This window comes from Kribbella koreensis, assembly GCF_039525325.1.
In the GTDB taxonomy this organism is placed as follows: Bacteria; Actinomycetota; Actinomycetes; order Propionibacteriales; family Kribbellaceae; genus Kribbella; species Kribbella koreensis.
The window spans coordinates 221,891-245,746 of the sequence record NZ_BAAAHK010000007.1 but is presented as its reverse complement, the minus strand read 5'-3'; the positions used below and the strand labels follow the sequence as shown (position 1 = coordinate 245,746).

Below are 23,856 nucleotides of genomic sequence, written 5' to 3'. Positions count from 1 at the left end.
GTTTGAACCGCCGTCAGCGCGACGACAAGGGCCAGGTCCTCTCGTCTCTGGTCGCCGTGCTCGCCGTCGTCGCGATCGTCGGTGGGTTGCTGGTGCTGTTCGGCACCCGGGGCAACGACTCCGTCGCCGACTCCGGGAAGCCGGCCGCGGACAAGACCTCCCCGAAGACCACCCCCAGGCCGTCGGCGCCGTCGGCGCCTTTGTCGAAGCCGACCGTGCCGCCGTCCGCGCCGGTCTCCTCCGAGCCGCCGTCGGTACCGCCGTCCTCGGCGCCTACGTCGGCTCCGGTTTCGCAGCCGGCCTCGGTACCGCCGAGCGCTCCGGCATCGATCCCAGTGACCGAGCGGCCGGCCGTCGAGATCTACAACAACACCCCGCGCAAGGGGCTGGCCGAAGACGTCTCGGTCCGGGCCCGGCAGACCGGCTGGATCGTCACCGGCAAGGACAACTGGCACGGCAAGATCGTCGCCAGCACGGTCTACTTCCCGGCCGGTATGCAGGCCGAGGCGAGCCAGCTCGCCCGCGACCTCGGCATCAGCCGGACCAAGGACGCCCTCGACAACATGAAGAAGGATCGACTCACGGTCATCCTCACCTCGGACTACGCAGGATGAGTACTCCCGTACTGGCGACTGCAGCCGGGCGGGAGGGCTGGGAAGCGATCGTCGCGGATCCGGCCGGGGCGGTCATCGCCTCGGACTTCGACGGCACTCTGTCGCCGTTGGTGGAGGACCCGTCGATGTCGCGGGCAGCCGATGGGGCACTCGACGCGCTGGCCCGGCTGGCTCGGTCGGTGGGGCAGGTGGCCATCGTGACTGGGCGGCCGGCGTTGGTGGCTACGGAGCTGTCTGGGGTTACTGGGCATCCGGGGTTGGGGCGTCTCGTAGTACTGGGCCACTACGGGCTTGAGCGGTGGGAGGCGTCCACTGGTGCCGTCACCAGCGACCCGGTGCCACCTGGTGTCGAGATAGCGCGGGAGAAGCTCCCTGCGCTCTTGGCCAGCGTCGGCTACCCGGATGCCTTCGTGGAAGACAAGGGCAGCTCACTAGCAGTCCACACCCGCCGGCTAGCGGACCCGTTGCCCGCCCTGGAAGTCCTACGCCAGCCCCTGACCGACCTGGCCGAGTCGGTAGACCTCCGCCTGGAGCCAGGCAACCTGGTACTAGAGCTCCGGCCGCCCGGCATCGACAAGGGCGTGGCCCTGCGCCGACTGATCGACTCCACCAACGCCCGCTCGGTCCTCTACGCCGGCGACGACCTAGGCGACCTAGCAGCCTTCGAAGCCCTCGACACCCTCCGCAGCGACGGCCTCCACTGCGTACTGGTAGCCACCCGCTCCTCCGGCGCCACCGCCCTCACCGACGCCGCCGACATCGTCGTGGACGACCCCTCCGGCGTAGTCACCGTCCTCACCGCTCTATCGGACGCGATCGCCACTCGCTGACCGGCAAGAAGGCCCGGGTGACGGGCCCTCCTGCCTCGTCCGTCAGCTAGAACGTCGCCTCGGCGGTGATCTTCGTGTACTTGCCGAACTTGCCGTCCGGGATGCAGTTCAGCACCTGGGTCTGCCCCGGCTCCAGATCCGCCGAGTTGCAGCCGACGTTGCCGAGCACCTCACCGGTCGCGGTGAGGAACTTCAGATGAAGGAACGCGGACGAGGTCGCCTTGCTGGTGTTCTTGACCTTGCCGGTCACCGTGAACATCCCGCTCTCGTTCTTGACCGTCCAGCCGGCCAGCGTCTCGTGCTTGCCCAGCGTGAACGCCGTACCGACGGTCACCGGCCGTGGCGCGTTCTTCGAGGCGTCCTCGTCGATGCTCTTGGACACGCTGTTGCCGACCGAGCCGACGATGGCGAAACAGCCGCCGACGCCCAGCAGGAAGAGAACCCCGATGACGATGAAGACGTTCCGGGCGGTGTGCTTCTTCTTCGGCGGCTGCATCTGCGGCTGATACTGGACATGCGGCTGCTGCGGTACCTGCTGTGACATGTGCCCCCCTCGGGCGGATGTGTTGCGTCGAACCTGACGCGAACACTGGCCCTCGATGTCACGGTGCGTCTATGTTCGGCCCCTGATCGGCCCACATTGATCTACGATCCGTTACCTCCGCGCCGGATCAGCTCCGCCGGAAGGTCTGGCTCAGGATCTGGCCGAGCGGTCTGACCGGCTTCTCGTCGTAGTTGCCGTCCTTGAGACTGGCCAGCCGTTCGAACGGATTACGCGACGCCGGACACCCGGTCCGCAGGAACGACCAGACGACCCCCAGCACGTACAACGGCAACATCGGCAGGCCGAAGAGGCAGAAGTACTGCCACGAATGCCGCTCCTCATGCCTGACCAGAACCGGCCGCGCCTCGAAGTACGCCCGATCATGCTTGGTCAGAATCATGTTCCCGATCGTGAACGCACCGGCCACCGGAAACCTCAGCTTGTACCCAGTCGCATAGAACAACCCCCGAGGCCCCCGACTGAACCTCGCCCGCCCGATCAGCCCGACGACCACCCCCGCGACCGTCGACAAATTGACCGTGTTCCACACCAGCTTCACGACCTGCCACTTGGTCAGTGCCATGACTCAGTATGCGGTTGTGTCGGTGGGGTGGGTAAGACTTGGCGGGTGACTTCGGTGGTGCGGCGGTGGCGGGCTGGGCGGGTGGTGGATCCGCATGTGGTGATTGGGGGGTTGCGGAAGGGGCCGGGGGATCCTGCTTATGTGTTCGAGGCGGGGCGGCGGACTGTTTGGCGGGCCACCCGGACGCCGGACGGGGCGGTGTTGATCAGACTTACGCCGTACTCCGGGGTGGGAGAGGTCGAGGCTGAGGCGTGGGGGCCGGGGGCCGCGTGGGCGTTGGATGGGGTGCCGGAGCTGTTGGGGGAGGCCGATAGCTGGGAAGGGTTCGAGCCGTTGGCGGAGCATCCGGCGCTGGTGGATGCGGCTCGGCGGTTTGCGGACTTCCGGGTGCCGCGGACTCGGGCTGTGTTCGAGGCGATGGCGGCGGCTGGGATCGAGCAGGTGGTGACCGGCAAGGAGGCATTCGCCGGGTGGCGGATGTTGCTGCGGGAGTACGGGGAGCCCGCGCCCGGTCCGGGCTCGCCGGACGGGCGGAAGATGATGGTGCCGCCGTCGCCCGAGGAGTGGCGGATGATCCCGTCCTGGCAGTGGTTGCGCGCCGGCGTCGAGGGCCGCCGGTCGCGGGTGGTGATCACCGCGGCGACACGAGCGGCCGCGCTGGAGCGGACGCTGGAGCTGACCGACGGCGCCGAGATCGAGCGCCGCCTGCGTTCGTTGCCCGGCGTCGGTGTCTGGACAGCCGCCGAGGTCCGCCAACGCGCCCACGGAGACGCCGACGCCTTCTCCTTCGCCGACTACCACGTCTCCCGAGACGTCTCCTACGCCCTGACCGGCGAGGAGCTGGACGACGAAGCCTGCGCCGAACTAATCGAGCCCTACCGAGGCCACCGCTACCGAGTCCAAGCCCTCCTGAGCCTGGCCGGCCATCACCACCCCCGCTACGGCCCCCGCAAATCCCTCCCCACCCACACCCCCGGCGCCACCCACCGCCTCCGCTAACCCACCCACCGCTCCACATCCCCAACCTCGTGGCGCTGCGCGCCACCTCGGCACCCCTGGATGGTGGCGCCCCACCCGTGCCGCCTCGCCCTGGGGCCTGCGTGCTGTGCCGCGCCCCGTGCTGCGCGGCACGACCGCGTTGGGCTCTCGGCCTGCGCGGTGCGGTTCCGTAGTGGTTGGGTTGGGCACTGGGTGCGCAATATGGAGATTGATGGGGATGGGCTGTACCTGGTGGCGGGTGTGGCGTTGTTGGTGGGGGCTGTGTTGCCGCGGCTCTTACGGCGGTATGCCATCTCGGCGCCGATTGCGTTTGTGGGGGCTGGGCTGTTGTTGGGGGTGTTCGTCCAGCGTGGGCGGGTCAGTCCGATTGCTGAGTCGGGGATTACTGAGCATCTGGCTGAGTTGACGATTCTGGTCGCCTTGATGGGGGTGGGGCTGGCTATTGATCGGCCGATTGGGTGGAAGCGGTGGGCGGTGACTTGGCGGTTGTTGCTGGTTGCTATGCCGGCTTGTATCGCCGCAGTGGCCGGCGTGGGGTGGCTGGTTGGGTTGGCGCCGGCTACGGCTTTGCTGTTGGGGGCGGTGCTGGCTCCTACCGATCCGGTGCTCGCGTCGGACGTACAGGTGCAGGGGCCTTCGACCGGGGAGGGGGCTGAGCCTGAGGAGGATGACGAGGTGCGGTTTGCGCTTACCTCGGAGGCTGGGCTCAATGATGGGCTGGCGTTTCCGTTCATCTACGCCGCGGTGTTCGCGGCGACGAAGGGAGCGGTCGGGGGCTGGGCGCTGGAATGGTTCGCCTGGGATCTGATCGGCAAGACCTTGATCGGTGTGGCGGTCGGCGCGGGGGCTGGTTGGCTGCTCGGGAAGATGGCGTTCGAGGCACCGTCGCGCACGTTCCGGCTGGCCGATTCGCGCGAACCAGTGCTGGCGTTGGCGATGACGCTCGGCGTCTACGGGCTCGCCCAGGTACTGCACGGCTACGGATTCATCGCCGTCTTCATCGCGGCCCTGACCCTCAGAGCCTCGGAGCGCAGCCACGACTTCCATGAGGACCTGCACGGGTTCATCGAGCAGCTGGAACACATCCTCACCTGGGGGATCCTCCTGCTGCTCGGCGTAGCGATCACCGGCGGCCTGCTCAAGCCACTGACCTGGGCCGGCGCAGCGATCGGCCTGCTCCTCGTGCTGGTACTACGGCCGCTCACCGCCTGGCTGTCCCTGGCCCGTACGCCGATGCGCCGGTCCGAACGCTGGGTCGCGGCAGCGTTCGGCGTACGAGGCGTCGGGTCGGTGTTCTACCTGGCCTATGCCGGCAAGGACTTCAGCACCGACCTACCGTGGCTCTGGGCCACTGTCGGCTTCACCGTCGTACTAAGCGTCGTGGTCCACGGTGTCGCCGCCACCCCACTCATGCGCATGCTCGACCTCCGCCGCGACCGAGCCACCTGAGCCTGAGCTGAGCGACAGCTGGGTAGTCACCCGGTACCGATCACTGCGATACACAGCCCGGGTGAACTCAAAAACCCGCCCGTACTGATCCCGAGCCACCCGCTCGAGCACCAGCACCGGCGCCCCCTCGGCCACCCCGAGCAGCGCCGCCTCAGCAGCGGAAGCCGCCGCAGCCTCATGCACCTGCTCGGCATCAGTCGGTACTACGCCGTACCGGTCCCGCAGCAACCCATAAAACGACCCACTCTCCAGCGCGCCGAGGTCGATCCCCGGGACCAGGGAATCGAGCACATGGATCGTCTCCACCGAGATCGCCTCGCCATCTACGAACCGCTGGCGGGAGATACGCAGTACCGGCGTACCGGACGTAACCCGCAACCGGCTGCCGAGAGTCATGCCGGCCGGGATGACCACATGGTCGAGCACCCGACTCGTCCAGGTCCCCGGAGCCAACGGATAGGCGGCCCCGCGCGAGGTGGGGCCGCCCACGATCTCCTGCACGATCTTGGGACTGCCGACGAACATGCCACGCCCGTGTTCGCGAACCAGCCAGCCATCCCGGATCAGGTCGTCGACGACCGCCCGAAGAGTCGGGCGCGAGATCCCGAGCTCAGTGGACAACTGACGCTCCGACGGGATCGCCTGACCAACGGCCCGCGCTTCGATCAGGCCGATCAGGTATTCACGAGCGCGATCGCGCTTCCGAAGGCTGGCAGTCACAAGACTCCGAACGCTAGCTGTAGACCCGGACGTAGTCGACCAGCATCTTCGCTGGGAACGGTGTCGAGGAGTCCGGCGGACCTGGCCATACCCCGCCGACGGCCAGGTTGAGCAGGAGGTAGAACTCGTGGTCGAAGACCCACTTCTTGCCGGGCGGGAGGTTGGCGGGGGTGATCCGCAGGTACTGCCGTCCGTCGACCTTCCAGATGACCTCACCAGGTGACCAGTCGACGCTGTAGACGTGGAACGCGTCGGACCACTTCTGCCCAGCAGGCAACGAGGTCTGGCCGCCCGGACCGTTCTCCGAGTGGTACCCCGGTCCGTGCACGGTGCCGTAGAGCGTGCCGGGCTCCTTGCCGATGATCTCCATGATGTCGATCTCGCCGTTGCCCGGCCAGTCGACCTCGTCGATGTCGCTGCCCATCATCCAGAACGCCGGCCACAGGCCCTGCCCGGCCGGCGTCTTGATCCGGGCCTCGAACCGCCCGTACGCCTGGGCGAACTTGTCCTTGGTGGTGATCCGCGCGGAGGTGATGTCACACGGCCCGAACTGGCAGTTCTCCATCCCGGCCAGCCGCTCCCGGCGGGCGCTGATGACGAGGTTGCCGGCGCCGTCGGTGGACGCGTTCTCGCGGCGGTTCGTGTAGTACTGCCACTCCTCGTTGCCCCAGTTGGGCTCGCCGCCGAGTTCGAAGTTCCAGCGCGCGGCGCTCGGCTTCGTACCGGCTGCTTGGTTGAACTCGTCCTGCCAGCTGATCGCCAGCGGGCGGACGTACTCGGGCTTCTGCTGGGCCGCGGCGGACGCGCTGGTCAGTGTTGCCGAGGCGACGACGGCAGCGATCAACGCGGCCGTGGGGCGGGCTCGTCTCATGACACCTCCTGGGGTGTGGTCGGGCATGCCACGATGCCACACTGGTCAAGAAGTGGTCAAATATAGGGATGAGATCGGCTGTCTCGCATGGTGGGAACGGAAGACACAATATGGACCCGATTGGGTAATCTCGGCAGTGCTCATCCAGAGGGACTGAGGGAAACGGCCCGTTGAAGTCCCGGCAACCCTCCCCGTTCTGCGCACTCGATCCGAGGCGCCGGCGGCGGAACGGTGCCAAATCCGTCCTGTACCGAGATCCGGCGCAGGGAAGATGAGGAGGGAAAACTCCGTCATGAGCCTGAGTACCGCCGCCACCACCCACACCATCCGTGAAGGTGCCTTCGGCAACGGAACCCATCTGAGCTGTCGCGCGTGCGGCGCCAAATCCGAACTCGGCCCGTTCTACGCCTGTATGGAGTGCTTCGGTCCGCTGGAGGTCGGGTACGAGTTCCCGACCATCACGCGTGAGCAGATCGAAGCCGGACCCAAGAACATCTGGCGGTACCAGCCGCTGCTGCCCGTCCCGGTCGACGTGGCCAGCTTCCCGAACACCGAGCCCGGCTACACCCGGCTGATCGACGCCGGCAACCTCGCCCGCGAGCTCGGTCTGCGCAAGCTCTGGGTGAAGGACGACTCGGGCAACCCGACGCACTCGTTCAAGGACCGGGTCGTGGCCTCCGCCCTGAGCGCCACCCGTGAGCTGGGCATGAAGGTCTTCGCCTGCCCCTCCACCGGCAACCTGGCCAACGCCGTCGCGGCGGCCGCTGCCCGGGCCGGCATCCGCTCGGTCGTGTTCATCCCGCAGGACCTCGAGCGCCCCAAGATCATCACCACGGCCGTGTACGGCGGCACGCTGGTGGCCGTCGAGGGCAACTACGACGACGTGAACAAGCTCGCCTCCGAGATCGCCGGTGAGGAGGAGGGCTGGGCGTTCGTGAACGTCAACGTCCGCCCGTACTACTCCGAGGGCTCCAAGACGCTGGCCTTCGAGATCGCCGAGCAGCTCGGCTGGCGGATCCCGCAGCAGGTGGTGATCCCGGTCGCGTCCGGTTCGCAGCTGACCAAGATCGACAAGGGCTTCACCGAGCTCGGCAAGCTGGGCCTGGTCGACGCGACCGACTACAAGATCTACGGCGCCCAGGCGACCGGGTGCTCGCCCGTCGCGCAGGCGTTCCGCGACGGTCATGACGTGGTGAAGCCGGTCAAGCCGGACACGATCGCGAAGTCGCTGGCGATCGGCAACCCGGCCGACGGACCGTACGTGCTCGACGTGGCCCGGCGTACCGGCGGGGTGATCGAGGACGTCAGCGACGAAGAGGTCATCGAAGGCATCCAGCTGCTCGCCCGGACCGAGGGCATCTTCACCGAGACCGCGGGCGGGGTGACCGTCGCGACGCTGAAGAAGCTGATCGAGACGGGGCAGCTCGACCCCGACGCCGAGACCGTCATCATCAACTCCGGCGACGGGCTCAAGACGCTCGACGCCGTGGCCGACCGGGTCGGCCCGAAGGTCACCATCCCCGCGTCGTACGACGCCTTCGTGAAGGCTGGTCTGCAGTGAGTGTGAGCGTCCGAGTCCCGACCATCCTGCGCCCCTACACCCAGGGCGCCTCCGAGGTCTCCGTCGAGGGGGCGACGCTGAGCGAGGTGCTGGAGTCGCTCGACACGTCGTACCCGGGGATCAAGGGCCGGGTGCTCGACGAGTCCGGTGAGCTGCGCCGGTTCGTCAACATCTACGTCGACAACGACGACGTCCGCTTCTCCGAGGGCCTCCAGACGGCCATCAAGGACGGCGGCCAGGTCTCCATCATCCCCGCCGTCGCCGGCGGCTGACCCCGCCCCACCATCTGAGGGGTTAACCCCTCAGGTGGTGGGTTGCCTAGCGAGAATCTGCGCAGGCAACCCACCACCTCGGGGGTTGACCCCGCAGATGTGAGAGCCCCCAGCCGGTAGTCGGGCTGGGGGCTCCTGGTTTGCTCGTACTTCGTCAGTCGGTGCCGGACTCCATCGCGGCGCTGTCCAGCAGTTCGTCGGCCGGGTTGGTCTCGCCGCGGGAGGCGATGGCGTCCGCGCCGCCGGCGGTCAGCTCGCCGATCAGGGTGGTCTCGCCGAGCTGGTTGGTCTCGGCGCCCAGGAGCTGGGCGTGGGCGGTACCGATCAGGCCCAGGCCGGCGTACTGCTCGAGCTTGGCGCGGGAGTCGGCGATGTCCAGGTTCCGCATGGTCAGCTGGCCGATCCGGTCGACCGGGCCGAACGCCGAGTCCTCGGTCCGCTCCATCGACAGCTTGTCCGGGTGGTAGCTGAACGCCGGGCCGGTGGTGTCGATGATCGAGTAGTCCTCGCCCCGCCGCAGCCGCAGCGTGACCTCACCGGTGATCGCCGAGCCGACCCAGCGCTGCAGCGACTCCCGGATCATCAGCGCCTGCGGGTCGAGCCAGCGGCCCTCGTACATCAGCCGGCCGAGCTTGCGGCCCTCGTTGTGGTATGACGCGACGGTGTCCTCGTTGTGGATCGCGTTCACCAGCCGCTCGTACGCCGCGTGCAGCAGCGCCATGCCCGGCGCCTCGTAGATGCCCCGGCTCTTGGCCTCGATGATCCGGTTCTCGATCTGGTCGGACATCCCGAGCCCGTGCCGGCCCCCGATCGCGTTGGCCTCCAGCACCAGGTCGACGGCCGAGCCGAACTCCTTGCCGTTGATCGTCACCGGCCGGCCCTGGACGAAGCCGATCGAGACGTCCTCGGTGGCGATCTCCACTTCGGGGTCCCAGAACTTGACGCCCATGATCGGCTCGACCGTCTCGATCCCGGTGTCCAGGTGCTCGAGCGTCTTCGCCTCGTGGGTCGCGCCCCAGATGTTCGCGTCGGTCGAGTACGCCTTCTCGGTACTGTCCCGGTACGGCAGGTCGTGGGCGACCAGCCACTCGCTCATCTCCTTGCGGCCACCGAGCTCGGTGACGAAGGCGGCGTCCAGCCACGGCTTGTAGATCCGCAGCTTCGGGTTGGTCAGCAGACCGTACCGGTAGAACCGCTCGATGTCGTTGCCCTTGTACGTCGAGCCGTCGCCCCAGATCTGGACGTCGTCCTCGAGCATCGCCCGGACCAGCAGCGTGCCGGTCACGGCCCGGCCCAGCGGGGTGGTGTTGAAGTACGCCCGGCCGCCGGTGCGGATGTGGAACGCGCCGCAGGTCAGCGCGGCCAGCCCCTCCTCGACGAGCGCCGCGCGGCAGTCGACCAGCCGGGCGATCTCGGCGCCGTACTCGCCGGCGCGGCCGGGGACGGAGTCGATGTCGGGCTCGTCGTACTGCCCGATGTCGGCGGTGTACGTGCAGGGGACCGCGCCCTTGTCGCGCATCCACGCGACCGCGACCGAGGTGTCGAGCCCTCCGGAGAAGGCGATGCCGACCCGTTCGCCGACGGGCAGAGACGTGATGACCTTGGACATGAGAATAAGTATGCATTGGTCTGCATGATCATGCAAACCGGGTGGATAGGATGCGCTGCATGCGCGCTGTTGTGATCCGCCGGTACGGCGTACTGCCCGTGGTCGAGGAAGTCGCTGCCCCTGAGGTTGAGCCGGGTGGAGTGGTGCTGAAGGTGGAGGCGACGGGGCTGTGCCGGAGTGACTGGCATGGGTGGCAGGGCCACGACCCGGACATCGTGCTGCCGCACGTACCGGGTCACGAACTGGCGGGGACGATTGCTGCTGTTGGAGCCGGTGTTTCCGGGTGGGCCGTAGGGGATCGGGTGACGTCACCGTTCATCTGCGCCTGCGGTACGTGCGAGCAGTGCCTGGCAGGCAACCAACAGGTCTGCCTTCGTCAACTGCAGCCCGGCTTCCACTACTGGGGCTCCTTCGCCGAGTACGTCGCCCTGCCGTTCGCTGCGGTCAACTTGGTGCGGCTGCCGGATGGATTGGACTTCGGCACTGCGGCTGGCCTCGGCTGCCGCTTCGCCACCTCCTTCCGCGCTGTGCGGCAGGTCGGGCGGGTTGCTGCAGACGAGGACGTGGTGATCTTCGGCTGCGGCGGGGTCGGCCTGTCCGCGGTGATGATCGCCGCCGCTCTCGGTGCCCGGGTCATAGCTGTCGACACCAACCCTGTGGCTCTGGAGTTGGCCCGCTCGTACGGCGCCGCTGAGGTGGTGCTGTCATCGTCCAATGTCGTGCCCGAGTTGCTGGAGCTGACCGACGGTGGGGCGCAGGTGACGATGGACGCCCTAGGCTCCGCTGCCATCGTCCAGACCGCATTGACCGCCTTGCGGCCGCGAGGGCGGCACATACAGGTCGGGTTGTTGCCGGGAGGCGTACAGCTGGATGTGGGTCGGCTCATCGGTCAAGAGCTTGAATGGCTGGGCAGCCACGGGATGCCCGCCCACGCCTACCCCGAGATGCTCGCCCTCGTCGCCTCCGGCAACCTCGCCCCCGACAAGCTGATCACCCGCACAATCACCCTCGACGAAACCCCAACAGCCCTGGCCGCCCTAACCAACGGCACCCCAGCCGGCGTAACAGTCATCACCCCCTGACCTCACCCCCCCGGGGCAACCATCCCCCCCGGCAACTACCCCCCCGGGCAACCACCGCCTTGGCAACCGCCGCCTTGGCAACCATCCCCTGGCACACCGCCCGGTAACCCGCCACCCGGCCAAGCGCCTCCACGCATCCGAAGACACCAAACGGCGACCTTGAACACCAAATGGTGGGCGTGAACAAGTAATACGGTGTTCAACCCCACCGGTTGGTGTTCAAGCCCACTACTGGTGGGCTTGGAGTGCAAGTGGCGACCTTGAACACCAAATGGGGGGCGTCGACAAGTAATACGGTGTTCAAGCTCGCCGGATGGTGTTCAAGCTCGCCGGATGGTGGTCAGAGCGGGCGGTGGTGGGGCTAGAGGCGGATTAGGTAGACGGTTGGGGGGCGGCCGGTTCGGCCGTGTTGTTGGCTGCCTATGGGGTCGGCTAGGCCGGCTCGCTCCAGGCGTTTGAGGACTCGGCGGGCGGTGCGGAGTTGGACTGCCAGGTGTTCGGCTACGTCTTGGGTGGTTAGGCCGTCGGGGAGGGTGGCGACCAGTTCTCGCATGCGGGAGAGGGTCTGGGTGTTCAGGCCGACTCGGCGGGCTAACAGGGGGAGGGACTCGGGGGCGCGGTCGGGGAGTGGCTGGTCCTGGTCGCTGGACGGTTCGATGACTATTTCTACGTCGTCGGACATGGAGACGACCCCGGCCACCGGTCCCATGGAGGCTGCGCGGGAGACGGCTCGGCGGGCTAGTGCCTCGGCTTCGGCAGCGGTGCGACCTACTCCGAAGCCGACTCGGGCGGTGGCGTGGCGGGCGGCTAGAGCGTCCAGTAGCGGCATGCGGCTGAATTGCTCGGTTGCCTGTTCCAGGAGACCGCGGGTGGTGACTACCAGGTTCCGGCCGTCGGGTAGTACGGCGAGACTGCCGCCCAGGGTGATCAGGTCACGGGCGAGCGCCTCGTCGGGCTCGGGCAGCTCGATGATGCCGAGGGCGACCTGGGCGTCTCCGACGTGCTGACCGGTAGTGGTGAGGACGAGCGCCTGCAGGGTCGACTGGATCGAGTACCGCGACGGCGCGAGCCGCACCGACGGCATCTCGTTCTCCAGCAGGTGGAAGGCCGAGCCGAGGCAGCTGATCGCGATCTTGGTCTCGTGCTGCTCGCGAGCATTGCGGTGGAAGGCCACGATGTCGCCGGACGTGAGTCCGGCCCGGTACGGAAGTACCTGGATGTCGTCCGTCGGCAGCTTCGCCTCGATCAGCGTCTCGAACACCTCACTGCGGCGCAGGGTGTCGATCGACAGCCGGGTGACGTCGTGGCCGAGCCGCAGCAGCTCGACGAGCGCGCGCAGCAGGGTGGCGCCGTCGTACGAGACGTACATCGCAGGCCGGTCGATCACACCGGCCTCGGTGGCGATCGTGAACGGCACGACGCCGGTGAAGAGGATCGCGTCGACCCGCTCGTGGACCTGCTCGACCAGCTGGACGGCCTCCGTCTCGTGCCGGTAGGGCAGCGGGACGAGAGTCGCCGGGTGGTTCGCAGTACCGACTGCGAGGACACGCTGGACCAGGTCCTCCGGGCCGATGATCCCGACGCTGATCACTGCGCTGCGCTCCTCCGGAGGCCGATTTCGATTCAGGTCCGGCCCTCAAATCGGCACAATAGCGCACTGCTTGCGCGATGTGAGGAAACTTGACGCCATCTGACGCCGTCTCCTACCTTTCGGTCAGGGCCTAAATTATCGCGGACTGGGAGAGGCGCACATGACCGGTGACCCAGTACGCCGTACGCCGCTGCCCGGAGTGCTCGAACCGGCCGGCCGGACCATCGGCGCGCAGGAGCGTGCGGCGGTGCTGCGGGTGCTCGACTCGGCTGTGTTGTGCAGCACATTCGGCGGCGAGACGCGGGCCCTCGAAGCGGAGATGGGCGAGCTGTACGGGCGGGATGCGGTCGCCTGCAGTTCCGGTACTGCGGCGTTGCACCTCGCCGTCGCGGCCGTGGGGTTCGACCCGGGCGACGAGGTGATCACGACGCCGATCTCCGATTTCGGGACGGTCGCGCCGATCCTTGCGCAGAACGGCGTACCGGTGTTCGCCGACGTGGACCCGATGACGGGGAACCTGGACCCGGTGGCGGTCGAGGCGGCCATCACGCCGCGGACCCGCGCGATCATCGTGGTGCATCTGTTCGGTGGGGCTGCTGACGTGGTGGGGCTGCGGTCGATCGCTGACCGGCATGGGTTGGTGCTGATCGAGGACTGCGCCCAGGCGTGGCTTGGGACGACTGCCGGTGGTGAGCTGCTCGGGACCTTCGGGGACATCGCCTGCTTCAGCTTGCAGCAGTACAAGCACATCACCGCCGGCGACGGCGGGCTGGCGATCACCGCCAACGCTGACCTGGCGACCCGGATGCGCCTCTTCATGGACAAGGGCTGGGACCGCTCGGGCGGGCGAGTGCACCTGGTACTGGGCCTCAACTACCGAATGACCGAGCTGGTCGCCGCCGTCGCGCGGGCGCAGTTGGCGAAGGTCGCCGACGTGGTGAAGCGCCGACGGCGGTCGGCGGAGCAGTTGGTGGCGGCGCTCGGCGGGACCGCTGGTCTGAGCGGACACGGGCCCACCGGTGTGTCGGCCGAGGGAGTGCTGGCTGGGGTTGCGTTGCCTTCGCTGGCGGGCCACGCGTTCTGGCTGTTCCCACTGATCGTTGCTGGTGACAACCATGTGTGGGCCGAGGCGCTGACCGCCGAAGGTGTACCTGCCTCAGCCGGTTACCTGGACCGTACCCTCTACGCGAACCCAGTCTTCACCGGACCGATCTACGGAACCTCCCGCTATCCGTTGGAGGGCAGGGAGTACCCAGCCGGGCTGTGCCCGAACGCCGAGCGTCTGATCGACCGGACGCTGGTTGTCCTGCCGTGGAACGAGGCGTATACCGAGACTGACGTGGACGACATCGCCCGCGCGATCCGGAAGGTGCACCCCCATGGCTGACTGGCTCATCCGGTCACCCGAGGAACACATCCAGTACGACGTAGACGTCCTCTTCGGCCCCTGGCCCAGCCACCCCACGGACATGGACCTGGCCGGCCTCAAGGCCCACCTGTCCCACCACCACATCCAAAACGCCCTGACCCTCTCCACCCGAGGCGCCCTCTTCTCCGACCAAGCCGGCAACGCGGAGACGCTGGCCGCCACCCGCCAACCCCCCAACCCGTCGCCTTCGGCGACCTCGCCGTCCGGTGAAGGGCGGCCGGGTGGGGCTGCTGGGCAAGGTGGCTGGATGGGTGAAGATGCTGGGCGTCGTGGTGGCTCGGAGGTGGGGCTGGTTCCTGTGGGGACGGTTGACCTCCGGGATGCGGTGGGGGCGGCGGAGCAGCTGGATGGGCTGGTGGGGAGCGGGGTTCGGTTTCTGCGGCTGTTCACCGGGGCGCAGGGGGTGCAGGGGGAGACTCCGGCGTACCGGCATGTCGTTGGGGAGGCGGTCGCGCGGGGGATGGTGATTTTGCAGGATGGGGATCCGCGGAAGTTCGGGGCGGTGCTTGCCGGGCGTGGGGCGGATGTGGTCTTCCTGGATCTGCATGTCTATCTGCTCGGCGACTTCGTGCTGATGGCGAAGCAGGAGCCCGGGTTCAGGGCGACCACGCGGATGCTGTCCAGTCCGGATGGGATCGAGCGGGTGGTGGACGGTGTGGGGGCTCGGCATCTGGTGTTCGGGTCGCGGACGCCGTTCATGGATGTCTCGCCGCAGACGTTGCGGTTGCGGTATGCGCGGATCGGTGCTGAGGATCGGGCGTTGATTGCTGGGGGCAACATCCAGGGGTTGATGGGCTGATGCGGATCATCGACGTGCATGGACATTGGGGACCCTGGCCGTTCCACCTGGACGTGGGGGACGTTGCGCTCAATCTCGAGTTGATGGATCGGTATGGGATCGAGCGGCAGATCGTGTCGGGTGCCGAGGCGGTCGTGTTCGACGCGGTGGCGGGGAATGCGAAGCTCGCCGAGGTGCTTCAACAGCAGCCGCGGCTTCACGGGTATGCGGTGGTGAACGCGAATCGGCTGGAACGAAGTGCGCAGGATCTCAGGGACTGCCTGAGTACGGGGCGGTTCGTGGGGGCGAAGATTCATACGACTTATCCAGGAGTGGCGATCGGATCGCCGTTGATGGCGGACGCGTTCGACATGCTGGATGAGGTCGGGGTGCCGTTGTTGCTGCACACCTGGGGAGCGGATGTCGCCTTGCTACCGGGGATGCTGGCCACCAGGCCAAATCTCAAGGTGATCGCGGGGCATGCGGGAGGCGATGCTTGGCGAGAGGCGGCGCGGGCCGCGGCCGAGTGCGAGCGGATCTATCTCGAGCATTGCCGGACGGTGACGGACGCGGGCCGGATTGCCTACGCCCGCAGCATCGGCGTGCCGATGGAGCAGTTCCTGTTCGGGACGGACTCGACGTTGATCGACCCGTGTATTTCGCTCGGGGTGATCCGGGATGCGGGCTTCACCGAGCCGGAGTTGAGAAAGGTGCTGTCGGAGAATGCGCTGCGACTGTTCAAAGGCCTTGCAGACAATGGATGACGAGGTCGCGGTCCGCGGCCGGCAGCGCGGGGCCGTAGGGGTCGTGCGCGGCTTCCTCCGGGATGAGCCCTTCCCAGACCGCGGCCCACAGCATGCGCTGGACGTAGCCCTCGATCGGAGCGTAGAAGGTGGCGGCGGCGAACCGGTCAAGCCGCTCCGACGCAAGCAAGAAGCCTGACGAGTCCCCAGTGGTCCACGCACGCAGTACTGCGGCCGAGAGCTCCACCTGCGCAGCAGCGATGCCCACCAGAGCGGTATCGGCGCCCCACATCATCGACGGCCCGTACATCCGGTCCTCGCCGGTGATCAGCAACTTCCCCGTACTACGCCCCGCCCAGATCGCGTCCTGACACTCGACGGCCCGGTCGAGCGTCGCCGTCTTCACCCCGAGCATCTCCGGCAGCGACAGCAACTCCTTGATCAGCGAAGGCGGGTACGGGTACCCACCAGCCTCCCCATGCAGGTAGAAGCCCACCAGTGGCAGCCCACTCTCGGCAGCAACCCGCTGATGCAACCGCACCGCCGCAGCCGAGCCATCAGCCGACTCCGCATACGCAGCAAGCGGATAGACCATCACCGCATCGGCCCCGAAGCCCGCGGCCGCTACAGCCATCGCCACCGTGGCGTCCTCCGCCTCCCGCAACCCCACAACCCCGGTACTACGAGGCACGCCGACCCCCGCGACCAGAGGAGCCGTAGTAGCTGCCCGCCAGGTCGCCAGGACCTTCCCGCGATCCGCCTCACTCAGGTAGAGCCCCCGCCCGGTATGCGCCCACACCGCCACTCCACCGATCGGCCCTGCCGCGATGGCAGACGCATAGGCAGCCAGAGCGTCAAAAGCGACCACACCATCAGCGCTCATCGGTGTGACGACAGCAGGGAGCAGCGTGCCGCGGAGTTGCTCAACCAGTGCGTGCATCAGAGGTCATGCCCCAGTCCTGGCCGGGTAGGCACTTCCACCCAGCCGTTGACGTCGCTGAAGGTCTTGGGAGCCAATGGCTCCTCACGGACCAGCAGCGGTCCGACCAGGTCAGCCGGGACGGTAGCACCCGGCACCGCCGCCGCCAGGTGTACTGCGGCCAGCGTCGCCACTCCTAGCTCCGGCATAGACCCCACCTTGACCGCCACCCCGGCCGCCTCGGCCAGATGAGCGATCTGCAGCGCACGATGCAGCCCACCCACCTTGAGGATCTTGATGTTCAGTACGTCCGCAGCACCCCGCCGCACGATCTCCAGAGCGTCCTGCAGCGACTGCATGCTCTCGTCGACCATCAGCCGCAGGTCAAGCCGCTCCCTGAGCCGCACCAGCCCGGCCAGATCCCACCGCGGTAGCGGCTGCTCCACCAGCGCCAGACCCGCGTCAGCCATCTTGGAGAGCACCGGCAGCGCAGTACCCGCGTCGTACCCCTCATTGGCATCCAGGCACAGCTCTGCGCCCGGTGGAAGCGCAGCAAGGACGGCCCGGACCAGTTCGAGGTCCCGCGAAGGGTCCTCGCCGCCCTTGACCTTCAGATGCCGAAACCCACGCTCGGCGTACTCCGCAGCCTCCGCCGCCATCTCGTCGAGCGTGCCCAGCCCGACGACCCAAGCAGTCTCCACCCGAGAGCGGATGTTGCCACCCAGCAGGACATGCACCGGCCACCCGCTCAGAACACCCGCCAAGTCATGCAGAGCGATGTCCAGCCCCGACTTGGCCACATGCTGGCCGCGCAGCGCGGAATCCATCAGCAGATGAGCACCGGCCCGGTCGAGTGGGTCGTGGCCGACCAGGGCAGGCGCAAGGTGGTCCTCGATCGCAGTACGGACGCCTGCCAGCGTCTCGCCGGTATATGCGGTCATCGGCGACGTCTCCCCGACGCCGACGACGCCGTCGGTCGTCTCGACCTCCACCACCAAGCTGACCAGCTCGTTGCTGACCCCGCTGCTGATCCGGAACGGCCGTCGATACGCTGCGCGCACCACCCGGGTCCGGATCCGCGCGATACCACCGGTGGCCGCGGCGGCCGGCAGACCGATGGGCTGCGATGCAACACTCATGAGTCCGCCCCCTGGAGTCGCGCTCTGTAGGAAAAGCACTTACGGTCAAGACCGTAAGTATCTGACACGGTTGATGTCAATGACGAAAGGCGGCATCCATGCGGCTGGGCCTCTATCTGAACTTGTACGGCGACGAGGCGGATCGACCCTCCCTGGAGGACGGCGTCGAGCAGGCTCGCCTGGCCGAGCAGGCCGGCTTCGAATGGGTCGTCCTCGGTGAACGCCACCTGTACCGTCCTGGCTATCACGAGATCCTCACCTCCGCGACCTGGCTGGCCGCGAAGACCGACAGGATCGGCATCGCGACCGCCGGCATCGTCGCGCCGTTGTACCAGCCCGTCGTACTGGCCGAGGCGCTCGCGCATCTCGACGTGCTGTCGGGCGGGCGGCTGACCGCGGGGTTCGTGCTCGGCTACCGGCCGGAGGAGTTCGCCCTGTACGGCGTGACGCAGGCCGAGCGGGTGGCGCGGTTCGAGGAGTGCCTGGAGATCATCACCCGGCTGTGGACCGAGGACGAGGTGACGTACGACGGCAAGTTCACCAGCATCCACGAGGCGTTCCTGTCGCCGAAGCCGGTGCAGAACCCACGCCCGCGGATCTGGAACGGCGGGCGCGTCTCCGCGATGCTCGAGCGCACCGCCCGGATGTGCGACGGCTGGACGACCTCGTTCAACGAGCTGGACGCCGACCTGCCCGGCAAGATCGCCGAGTACAGGTCGTACGAAAGAGGCGAAGGCACGCTCGGCGCTGAAGTGATCGTTTGCCGGGAAGGATTCGCGGCGAAGACCTCGCAGGAAGCACGGCAGGCGCTGGAGGAGCCGCTGCGGGATCTGTACGACGCCTACACCGGCTGGAAGCGCACGTCGGCCGACGCGTCGCGTTACACCCAGGGCTGGGACGACATCGCTGCCCGCAGCATCATCGGCTCACCGGCCGGGTGCGCCGAACGGATCCAGCACTACGAGGAGCTGGGTGCCGACGGCATCATCCTCCGGATCCAGCCGCCGGGCATGCCGCAAGCCGATGCGCTGAAGGCGATCGAGGCCTTCGGAAACCTCTAACTCTTGAGGCCCGTCATGGCGATGCTGTCGGTCAGGTACCGCTGCAGCAGCCCGAAGACGAGCAGGCTCGGGACGACGGTGATGGTCGCGCCGGCCATCACCTGGTTGATCGGGACGGCCTCGGTCTGCAGGCTGGCCAACCCGACCGTCAAGGTCTGCATCTGCGCCGACTGACCGATCACCAACGGCCAGAGGAAGTCGTTCCAGTGCCAGAGGAAGACGAAGATGCCGAGCGTCGCCAGCGCCGGCCGGACCAGCGGCAGCACGATCATGGTGAACGTCCGCCACTCCGACGCTCCGTCGAGCTCGGCAGCTTCGAACAACTCGTCCGGCAGTTGGCTGATGAACTGCCGCATCAGGAAGACGGCCTGCGAGTTGGCCAGCGTCGGCACGATCAGACCCCAGTACCCGTCCACCCAGCCGAGCTTCGCGACCAGGATGTACGACGGGATCAGGGTCGCCTGGAACGGCACCATCAGCGTCGCCAGGAAGGCCCAGAACATCAGCTCCCGTCCTGGGAAGCGCTTCTTCGCAAAGGCGTAGCCGGCCATCGCCGCGAACAGCAGGATGAAGAGCACCGAGACGAGCGAGTAGACCAGCGAGTTGATCGTCCAGCGTGGGATGTCCGAGCTGGACAGTACGTCGGAGAAGTTCTGCCAGGTCCAGCGCGACGGATCGAGCGCACCCGGGAAGGTCTGGCCGCTCGGTGGCGCGAAGGCGACCAGCACCATCGCGGCGAACGGCACGATCGTCACGATCGCGGTCAGCGCGAGCAGGGTCGGCATAGTTAGCCGGGCGGGACGCATCAGTCGTCCCTCCCCACGAAGCGACGCTGGACCAGCGAGACGACCAGCACGATCAGGAACAGCACCAGCCCGATCGCGCTCGCGTAGCCGAAGTCGAAGAACTTGAAGCCCGAGTCGTACAGGAAGTACACGAGCGAGTAGCTCGACCGGACCGGGCCGCCGGCCGTCATCACGTACATCGCGTCGAAGACCTGGAACGCGCCGATCGTCTCGATCACCAGCACGAAGAACAGGATCGGCCGCAACTGCGGCAGCGTGATGTACCGGAACCGCTGCCAGCGGCCGGCGCCGTCGATCGTCGCCGCCTCCAGGTAGGACTGCGGCACCGCCTGCAGCCCGGCCAGCAGGATCAGCATCGAGTAGCCGAATCCCTTCCAGGCCGAGGTGACCGCGATGGACGGCAGCACCGACGAGGAGTTGCCGAGGAAGTCGTACGGGCCGAGGGAGACGAGTCCGAGGACGCCGTTGAACAGGCCGTCCTCGACGTTGTAGATCCATTTCCAGAGCACGGCCGCGAGCACGATGCTGGTCACGTACGGGAGGAAGAAGACGCCCCGGAAGAAGCCGCGGCTCCAGACCACCTGGTGCAGCAGCAGCGCGGTAGCGAGGGAGAGCAGGACGGTCAACGGCACGAAGATCAGCGCGTACGTGAGGGTGACCAGCAGGCTGTCGCGGAACAGCTGGTCGCCGAACAGTCGCGAGTAGTTGTCAAAGGCAATGAAAGACCACTGGCCGTTGAGCCGGTAGTCGGTCAGCGACAGCAGGAACGCGCCGACCACCGGTACGAACCGGAAGACCACGAACAGCACCAGCATCGGCGCCACGAACAACAGCCCGGCCAGCGGGGAGGTCGCGCGGCCTCCCTCCGTCTTTGCCGCGCGCCCTCCCCGCGAGTTCACCGTTGTCGCGACAGCAGGTCGTTCGCCTGCTTCGCTGCGTCGTCCAGAGCCTGTTGAGGAGTCTTCTTACCGGTCAGCGCGGCCTGCAGTTCGACCGCGAGCAGGGCGTTCACCTGCCGGGCGGCCTGATTCGGCTGGCCGGGGAAGGCGTACTGCAAGGCGTCGGCGAACTTGGCCGCCTCGGCATCCTTGGCCGGCACCTTCGCATCGGTCCGCGGGGACAGGAAGCCGGACGCCGTGCCGAGGCTGACCACCTGCTTGGGATCGATCATGAAGGACAGGAACTTCTCCGCGCCGGCGACGTTCTTCGACGCCGCGTTCACGCCGAGTCCGCCGGGCAGCCCGAAACCGACCTGCTTCTTGTTCTTGAGCGGCAGGCCGATGACCACATTGCCCGCGCCCCAGGTGGTCTCCACCGTCTTGGCGTCGGCGAGCGTGTTGGCGAAGCCCATCGCGACCTGCTGCTTGCCCAGTGGCGCGTCGGCGACCAGGTTGGCGTTGGTCAGCGCGCCCTTCGGGATCGCGCCGTCGTTGTACAGGCTGGTCAGGAAGGTCAGCGCCTCGACGCCGGGCGCCTCGTTGAAGGTCGCCTTCTTGCCGTCCTCGGAGAAGACCGAGCCGCCGGCCTGCCACAGCAACGGGTAGAAGTTGAGGTTCATCGTCGCGCTCGGCGAGGCCGAGTAGTCCAGTGTCGCGACGCCGGCCGCCTTGAGCTTCGGCGCGGCCGCCTTGATCTCGTCCCAGGTCTGCGGCGGAGTGGTGATCCCGGCCTTGTCGAGCAGTTTCTTGTTGTAGATCGTCGTCGTGACCGTGTGGTAGATCGGCGCGGCGTAGATCTTGCCGTCGACGGTCAGTGCGTTGAGAGCGCCCGGCAGGAAGTTGCTCTTGGCCGGATCGATCACCTTGTCGACCGGCGACAGCGAGCCGTTCGCGACGTACTGCGGGATCTGGTCTGGGTTCAGCACCACGACGTCCGGGCCCTTGCCGCCGGAGAACGCGGTGGCGAGCTTCTGGTCGCGCTCGGCCCAGGGCTGCTGCTCGATCTTCAGGTCGGTACCGGAGTTGGCCGCCTCGAAATCCTTCTCGACCTGCGACCAGTAGGCGTCGCCGGCCAACTGGTCGCCGATCACCGGATACATCCAGACGGTGACGGTGCTTGACGACGACGGCTCGTCGGAGCCGCCGCAGGACGTGATCGAGGCCGCCACCGCCAGCACGGCGAGCGGTGCCAGGATGCGGTTGACGCTGGTTCTCATCGGACCCCCTCTAATAACGGTCCAGGCCGAAACTACTGGGAAGGAATTTCGGCTGTCAACGATTAAGGTCGATCTTGAAAAGCTGTGCTCCGGTTGTGACCAGTAACTGGCTGTCACCGCGTACTGCGATCCGCCGGTTGGCCTGCGTCAGCCAGACAGCGGGTGGAGTGCGCTGCCACGGGGTGAGCCTGTAGAGCTTGGTGCCGTCGATCCCGGCGTACAGGGCGTCCCGGGTCGCGACGATGTCGCCGCCGGCCGTGGTGGTGCCGACGTCGAAGCGGCGCTTGAGCCGGCCGCGCAGCGTGTCGACGGCGAAGATCGTCTTGCCGGCCACGCCCCAGAGCAGGCCGTCGGGGCCGATCGCGACCGAGTTGACCGTGCCGGCGCCCGCGATCGGGGTCTCCCAGAGCTTGCGGGAGTTGCGGACGTCCCAGGCGAAGACGGTGCCCTCGGCCCGGGTCGGGGGAGTCGTGGTGAGGCCGCCGGTGATCGACGTTCCGCCGTACACGATGCCGTGGTCGGCGGTGAGGCCGAAGATGCTCTCGTCCTGGACGACGTTGCGGAAGGTCCGGGTGGTACCGGTCTTCGGGTCGTGGATGGCGAGTGCACCACCGAGCCGGTCGCCCTCGGGGACGGTGCCGATGGCGATCTTGCCGTCCACCTCGGCGAAGGCCCGGGCGCGCATCTGCTGGTCGGCCTTCATGTTGACTTCGAGTCTTGGGTTGTCCGGCGTGCCGGGTGGTCCGGGCGAGTACTCCGGGCTGCTCCACGGCTGGCGTGGGTCGTAGGAGTAGACGCGGGCCTCGGGGTAGTTGCCGATCCAGACGCGGCCGTCGGAGGCCTCCATCACGGCCTCGGTCTGGGAGAAGCGGTTGAAGGTGGCCGCGCCGGTTTGCGGGTCGACGACCGAGACGCCGCCGTTGAGGAAGCCGCCGACGTAGGCCGATTGCTTGCCACCGGCAACCGAGAGGATCTCGATCGGCTCCCGGCGTACGGCGGACTGGATGATGTCGGACTTGCCGGTCTGCGGGTTGTAGCGGAAGAGCTCTCCGCGCCACAGCGTGCCGACGATGCTCTTGCCCGGGTAGTCGGGCAGGCCGAGCTCGGCCCAGCCGATCGCGCGGGCGTTCTGGATCCGGCCGGTGAAGGTCAGGCCGGTTCCGGTCAGGGCTTTCGTTGCCGGGTCGTAGCGTTTGAGCTCGCCCTGCTGGATCAGGTAGATCTCGCCCTGGTCGCCGACCGGTGAGATGTTCAGGCCGTGGGCGGCGGGGATCTGGTCGGTCCAGGTGCGGGTGGCGAGGTCGAAGACGCAGAGCGGGGCCGGGTACGCCGTACTGAAGCGCGCGTAGAGCTTGCCGGCGCGGGCGGCGAGGTCGTAGATGGCGAGGTTCCTGATGTCCGGAATCCCTGGTGGGGAAGGGACTTCGGACACTGTGCCGGTGGCCGGGTCGAGCTCGACGAGGTGGGCGTCGGGGTTGGTGCCGGCGTAGACCTTGCCGTTCGCGTAGGCGATGCTGCGGACGTACGTCTGACCGTGGACGGCCTGGCCGTAGTCGCGGACCGCGCCGGTCGCGGCGTCGTACCGGAAGAGCTTGCCACCGGGGAAGGTGCCGCCGTAGATGTTGCCTTGCTCGTCGGAGGTCAGGCTCCAGATGTAGTTCTCACTGGCGACTGGCCGGCCCAGGTCCTCGACGGTGTCGCCCATGCCGGGGCGCCAGCGGTAGAGGTGGCCGTTGCTGTAGGTGCCGGCGTAGATGGAGCCGTCGGGGGTGGCGGTGACGGCGTAGCCGGAATCGGCGCCTTCCAGCGGGGCAGAGACGAGGCTGGCGCCGGTGGCCGGGTCCATGGCGTTCAGGTAGCCGGGCTTGCCAGTGGAGACGTTCCAGATGGCTGCCTTGCCGGGGACCGGGCCGGGGGCGACGGTGCCGCCGATCAGGAGTACGTCGGAGAGGGGGATGCCCAGGGAGACGGGGGTCGGTGGTGGTGGCTCGCTTGCCTGCGCGGTCGCGAGGGGCACCATTAGCAGGGTGGCGAGGGCAGCAGTCAGGAGTGCTCGCATGGGGTGACCTCCCGTGGGGCGGGGGCAATAACGGTCCTGTCC

23 protein-coding genes and 1 riboswitch are annotated in these 23,856 nt (G+C 67.6%); of the genes, 11 read left to right on the top strand and 12 right to left on the bottom strand.

All coding sequences use genetic code 11. The features are described 5' to 3' along the window. Positions 1-2: 2 nt before the first annotated feature. Together ABD116_RS15020 and otsB are read left to right on the top strand one after the other, a co-directional pair. Positions 3-614: a LytR C-terminal domain-containing protein gene (locus ABD116_RS15020; RefSeq protein WP_343969241.1), complete on the top strand. Its 612-nt coding sequence runs from the start codon at positions 3-5 to the stop codon at positions 612-614. Further along, on the top strand, positions 611-1,444 hold the full coding sequence (gene otsB, locus ABD116_RS15015) for a trehalose-phosphatase (RefSeq protein ID WP_343969239.1): 834 nt from the start codon (positions 611-613) through the stop codon (positions 1,442-1,444). Before ABD116_RS15020 ends, otsB begins: the two co-directional genes overlap by 4 nt. A 46-nt stretch (positions 1,445-1,490) precedes the next feature. On the opposite strand, the gene ABD116_RS15010 is transcribed toward otsB, so the two are convergent. Both ABD116_RS15010 and ABD116_RS15005 read right to left on the bottom strand, forming a co-directional pair. After that, positions 1,491-1,988 (bottom strand): FxLYD domain-containing protein, encoded by a 498-nt coding sequence (locus tag ABD116_RS15010; protein WP_343969237.1) that lies wholly within the window; start codon positions 1,986-1,988, stop codon positions 1,491-1,493. Between the two features lie 127 nt (positions 1,989-2,115). Then, positions 2,116-2,571, bottom strand: a complete 456-nt coding sequence (locus ABD116_RS15005; protein ID WP_343969234.1) for a hypothetical protein — start codon at positions 2,569-2,571, stop codon at positions 2,116-2,118. A 45-nt stretch (positions 2,572-2,616) separates the two neighbouring features. On the opposite strand from ABD116_RS15005, the gene ABD116_RS15000 reads away from it, so the two are divergent. Together ABD116_RS15000 and ABD116_RS14995 are read left to right on the top strand one after the other, a co-directional pair. Then, positions 2,617-3,570: a DNA-3-methyladenine glycosylase family protein gene (locus ABD116_RS15000; protein ID WP_343969231.1), complete on the top strand. Its 954-nt coding sequence runs from the start codon at positions 2,617-2,619 to the stop codon at positions 3,568-3,570. Between the two features lie 201 nt (positions 3,571-3,771). Then, complete coding sequence (locus ABD116_RS14995; RefSeq protein WP_343969228.1) at positions 3,772-5,019, top strand: cation:proton antiporter; 1,248 nt, start codon at positions 3,772-3,774, stop codon at positions 5,017-5,019. Here the strand turns inward: ABD116_RS14995 and ABD116_RS14990 are convergent. Next, positions 4,942-5,739, bottom strand: coding sequence for a GntR family transcriptional regulator (locus tag ABD116_RS14990; protein ID WP_343969226.1), 798 nt, complete (start codon positions 5,737-5,739; stop codon positions 4,942-4,944). The genes ABD116_RS14995 and ABD116_RS14990 overlap by 78 nt on opposite strands. Before the next feature lie 13 nt (positions 5,740-5,752). Beyond that, positions 5,753-6,610 carry a glycoside hydrolase family 16 protein gene (locus tag ABD116_RS14985; protein WP_343969223.1) on the bottom strand — a complete coding sequence of 286 codons (858 nt, stop codon included), beginning with the start codon at positions 6,608-6,610 and terminating at the stop codon, positions 5,753-5,755. 137 nt (positions 6,611-6,747) lie between these two features. Next, positions 6,748-6,888, top strand: a riboswitch (SAM riboswitch). 14 nt (positions 6,889-6,902) lie between these two features. Between ABD116_RS14985 and thrC the strand changes: the two genes are divergently transcribed. Next, positions 6,903-8,171, top strand: coding sequence for a threonine synthase (gene thrC / locus ABD116_RS14980; protein WP_343969220.1), 1,269 nt, complete (start codon positions 6,903-6,905; stop codon positions 8,169-8,171). Next, positions 8,168-8,443 carry a ubiquitin-like small modifier protein 1 gene (locus ABD116_RS14975; RefSeq protein WP_343969217.1) on the top strand — a complete coding sequence of 92 codons (276 nt, stop codon included), beginning with the start codon at positions 8,168-8,170 and terminating at the stop codon, positions 8,441-8,443. The genes thrC and ABD116_RS14975 overlap by 4 nt, the downstream gene beginning before the upstream one ends. 154 nt (positions 8,444-8,597) lie before the next feature. Here ABD116_RS14975 and argG read toward each other — a convergent pair whose 3' ends face one another. Then, entirely contained in the window at positions 8,598-10,052 is a 1,455-nt protein-coding gene (gene argG / locus ABD116_RS14970) for an argininosuccinate synthase (RefSeq protein ID WP_343969214.1), read from the bottom strand. 59 nt (positions 10,053-10,111) lie between these two features. On the opposite strand from argG, the gene ABD116_RS14965 reads away from it, so the two are divergent. After that, the gene (locus ABD116_RS14965) at positions 10,112-11,134 is read left to right on the top strand and encodes a zinc-dependent alcohol dehydrogenase family protein (protein ID WP_343969211.1); all 1,023 of its coding nucleotides are present in this window, start codon (positions 10,112-10,114) and stop codon (positions 11,132-11,134) included. A 361-nt stretch (positions 11,135-11,495) separates the two neighbouring features. On the opposite strand, the gene ABD116_RS14960 is transcribed toward ABD116_RS14965, so the two are convergent. Beyond that, on the bottom strand, positions 11,496-12,725 hold the full coding sequence (locus tag ABD116_RS14960; protein ID WP_343969208.1) for a helix-turn-helix domain-containing protein: 1,230 nt from the start codon (positions 12,723-12,725) through the stop codon (positions 11,496-11,498). Positions 12,726-12,885: 160 nt separating this feature from the next. Here ABD116_RS14960 and ABD116_RS14955 point away from each other — a divergent pair, with 160 nt between their 5' ends. From ABD116_RS14955 to ABD116_RS14945, 3 genes are read left to right on the top strand one after another with little or no spacing between them, the layout of a single operon-like run. Then, positions 12,886-14,112, top strand: a complete 1,227-nt coding sequence (locus tag ABD116_RS14955; RefSeq protein ID WP_343969205.1) for a DegT/DnrJ/EryC1/StrS family aminotransferase — start codon at positions 12,886-12,888, stop codon at positions 14,110-14,112. Further along, positions 14,105-14,953: an amidohydrolase family protein gene (locus ABD116_RS14950; protein WP_343969201.1), complete on the top strand. Its 849-nt coding sequence runs from the start codon at positions 14,105-14,107 to the stop codon at positions 14,951-14,953. Before ABD116_RS14955 ends, ABD116_RS14950 begins: the two co-directional genes overlap by 8 nt. Next, positions 14,953-15,696: an amidohydrolase family protein gene (locus ABD116_RS14945; RefSeq protein WP_343969198.1), complete on the top strand. Its 744-nt coding sequence runs from the start codon at positions 14,953-14,955 to the stop codon at positions 15,694-15,696. Before ABD116_RS14950 ends, ABD116_RS14945 begins: the two co-directional genes overlap by 1 nt. Here ABD116_RS14945 and ABD116_RS14940 read toward each other — a convergent pair. Together ABD116_RS14940 and ABD116_RS14935 are read right to left on the bottom strand one after the other, a co-directional pair. Further along, complete coding sequence (locus ABD116_RS14940) at positions 15,671-16,615, bottom strand: dihydrodipicolinate synthase family protein (RefSeq protein WP_343969195.1); 945 nt, start codon at positions 16,613-16,615, stop codon at positions 15,671-15,673. The genes ABD116_RS14945 and ABD116_RS14940 overlap by 26 nt on opposite strands. Then, positions 16,615-17,733: a mandelate racemase/muconate lactonizing enzyme family protein gene (locus ABD116_RS14935; protein ID WP_343969193.1), complete on the bottom strand. Its 1,119-nt coding sequence runs from the start codon at positions 17,731-17,733 to the stop codon at positions 16,615-16,617. Before ABD116_RS14935 ends, ABD116_RS14940 begins: the two co-directional genes overlap by 1 nt. A 98-nt stretch (positions 17,734-17,831) precedes the next feature. Here ABD116_RS14935 and ABD116_RS14930 point away from each other — a divergent pair, with 98 nt between their 5' ends. Continuing rightward, a complete protein-coding gene (locus ABD116_RS14930; protein ID WP_343969191.1) occupies positions 17,832-18,794 on the top strand; it encodes an LLM class flavin-dependent oxidoreductase in 963 nt (320 codons plus the stop codon). Here ABD116_RS14930 and ABD116_RS14925 read toward each other — a convergent pair. The 4 genes from ABD116_RS14925 to ABD116_RS14910 all read right to left on the bottom strand — a co-directional run bounded on the left by ABD116_RS14925 (position 18,791) and on the right by ABD116_RS14910 (position 23,814). After that, positions 18,791-19,600, bottom strand: a complete 810-nt coding sequence (locus tag ABD116_RS14925) for a carbohydrate ABC transporter permease (protein ID WP_343969189.1) — start codon at positions 19,598-19,600, stop codon at positions 18,791-18,793. The genes ABD116_RS14930 and ABD116_RS14925 overlap by 4 nt on opposite strands. Then, on the bottom strand, positions 19,600-20,415 hold the full coding sequence (locus ABD116_RS14920; RefSeq protein WP_343970959.1) for a carbohydrate ABC transporter permease: 816 nt from the start codon (positions 20,413-20,415) through the stop codon (positions 19,600-19,602). Before ABD116_RS14920 ends, ABD116_RS14925 begins: the two co-directional genes overlap by 1 nt. Before the next feature lie 80 nt (positions 20,416-20,495). Beyond that, complete coding sequence (locus ABD116_RS14915; RefSeq protein WP_343969187.1) at positions 20,496-21,755, bottom strand: ABC transporter substrate-binding protein; 1,260 nt, start codon at positions 21,753-21,755, stop codon at positions 20,496-20,498. 55 nt (positions 21,756-21,810) lie between these two features. After that, entirely contained in the window at positions 21,811-23,814 is a 2,004-nt protein-coding gene (locus ABD116_RS14910) for an outer membrane protein assembly factor BamB family protein (RefSeq protein ID WP_343969185.1), read from the bottom strand. Positions 23,815-23,856 lie beyond the last annotated feature (42 nt).

Coding starts and splice junctions, on each gene's coding strand:
- ABD116_RS14915 (WP_343969187.1), bottom strand. CDS start 21,755: ATGAGAACCAGCGTCAACCGCATCCTGGCACCGCTCGCCGTGCTGGCG.
- ABD116_RS14935 (WP_343969193.1), bottom strand. CDS start 17,733: ATGAGTGTTGCATCGCAGCCCATCGGTCTGCCGGCCGCCGCGGCCACC.
- thrC (WP_343969220.1), top strand. CDS start 6,903: ATGAGCCTGAGTACCGCCGCCACCACCCACACCATCCGTGAAGGTGCC.
- ABD116_RS14950 (WP_343969201.1), top strand. CDS start 14,105: ATGGCTGACTGGCTCATCCGGTCACCCGAGGAACACATCCAGTACGAC.
- ABD116_RS14985 (WP_343969223.1), bottom strand. CDS start 6,610: ATGAGACGAGCCCGCCCCACGGCCGCGTTGATCGCTGCCGTCGTCGCC.
- ABD116_RS15005 (WP_343969234.1), bottom strand. CDS start 2,571: ATGGCACTGACCAAGTGGCAGGTCGTGAAGCTGGTGTGGAACACGGTC.
- otsB (WP_343969239.1), top strand. CDS start 611: ATGAGTACTCCCGTACTGGCGACTGCAGCCGGGCGGGAGGGCTGGGAA.
- ABD116_RS14965 (WP_343969211.1), top strand. CDS start 10,112: ATGCGCGCTGTTGTGATCCGCCGGTACGGCGTACTGCCCGTGGTCGAG.
- ABD116_RS14920 (WP_343970959.1), bottom strand. CDS start 20,415: ATGCTGGTGCTGTTCGTGGTCTTCCGGTTCGTACCGGTGGTCGGCGCG.
- ABD116_RS14910 (WP_343969185.1), bottom strand. CDS start 23,814: ATGCGAGCACTCCTGACTGCTGCCCTCGCCACCCTGCTAATGGTGCCC.
- ABD116_RS14945 (WP_343969198.1), top strand. CDS start 14,953: ATGCGGATCATCGACGTGCATGGACATTGGGGACCCTGGCCGTTCCAC.
- ABD116_RS14940 (WP_343969195.1), bottom strand. CDS start 16,615: ATGCACGCACTGGTTGAGCAACTCCGCGGCACGCTGCTCCCTGCTGTC.
- ABD116_RS14925 (WP_343969189.1), bottom strand. CDS start 19,600: ATGCGTCCCGCCCGGCTAACTATGCCGACCCTGCTCGCGCTGACCGCG.
- argG (WP_343969214.1), bottom strand. CDS start 10,052: ATGTCCAAGGTCATCACGTCTCTGCCCGTCGGCGAACGGGTCGGCATC.
- ABD116_RS14930 (WP_343969191.1), top strand. CDS start 17,832: ATGCGGCTGGGCCTCTATCTGAACTTGTACGGCGACGAGGCGGATCGA.
- ABD116_RS14995 (WP_343969228.1), top strand. CDS start 3,772: ATGGAGATTGATGGGGATGGGCTGTACCTGGTGGCGGGTGTGGCGTTG.
- ABD116_RS15010 (WP_343969237.1), bottom strand. CDS start 1,988: ATGTCACAGCAGGTACCGCAGCAGCCGCATGTCCAGTATCAGCCGCAG.
- ABD116_RS14955 (WP_343969205.1), top strand. CDS start 12,886: ATGACCGGTGACCCAGTACGCCGTACGCCGCTGCCCGGAGTGCTCGAA.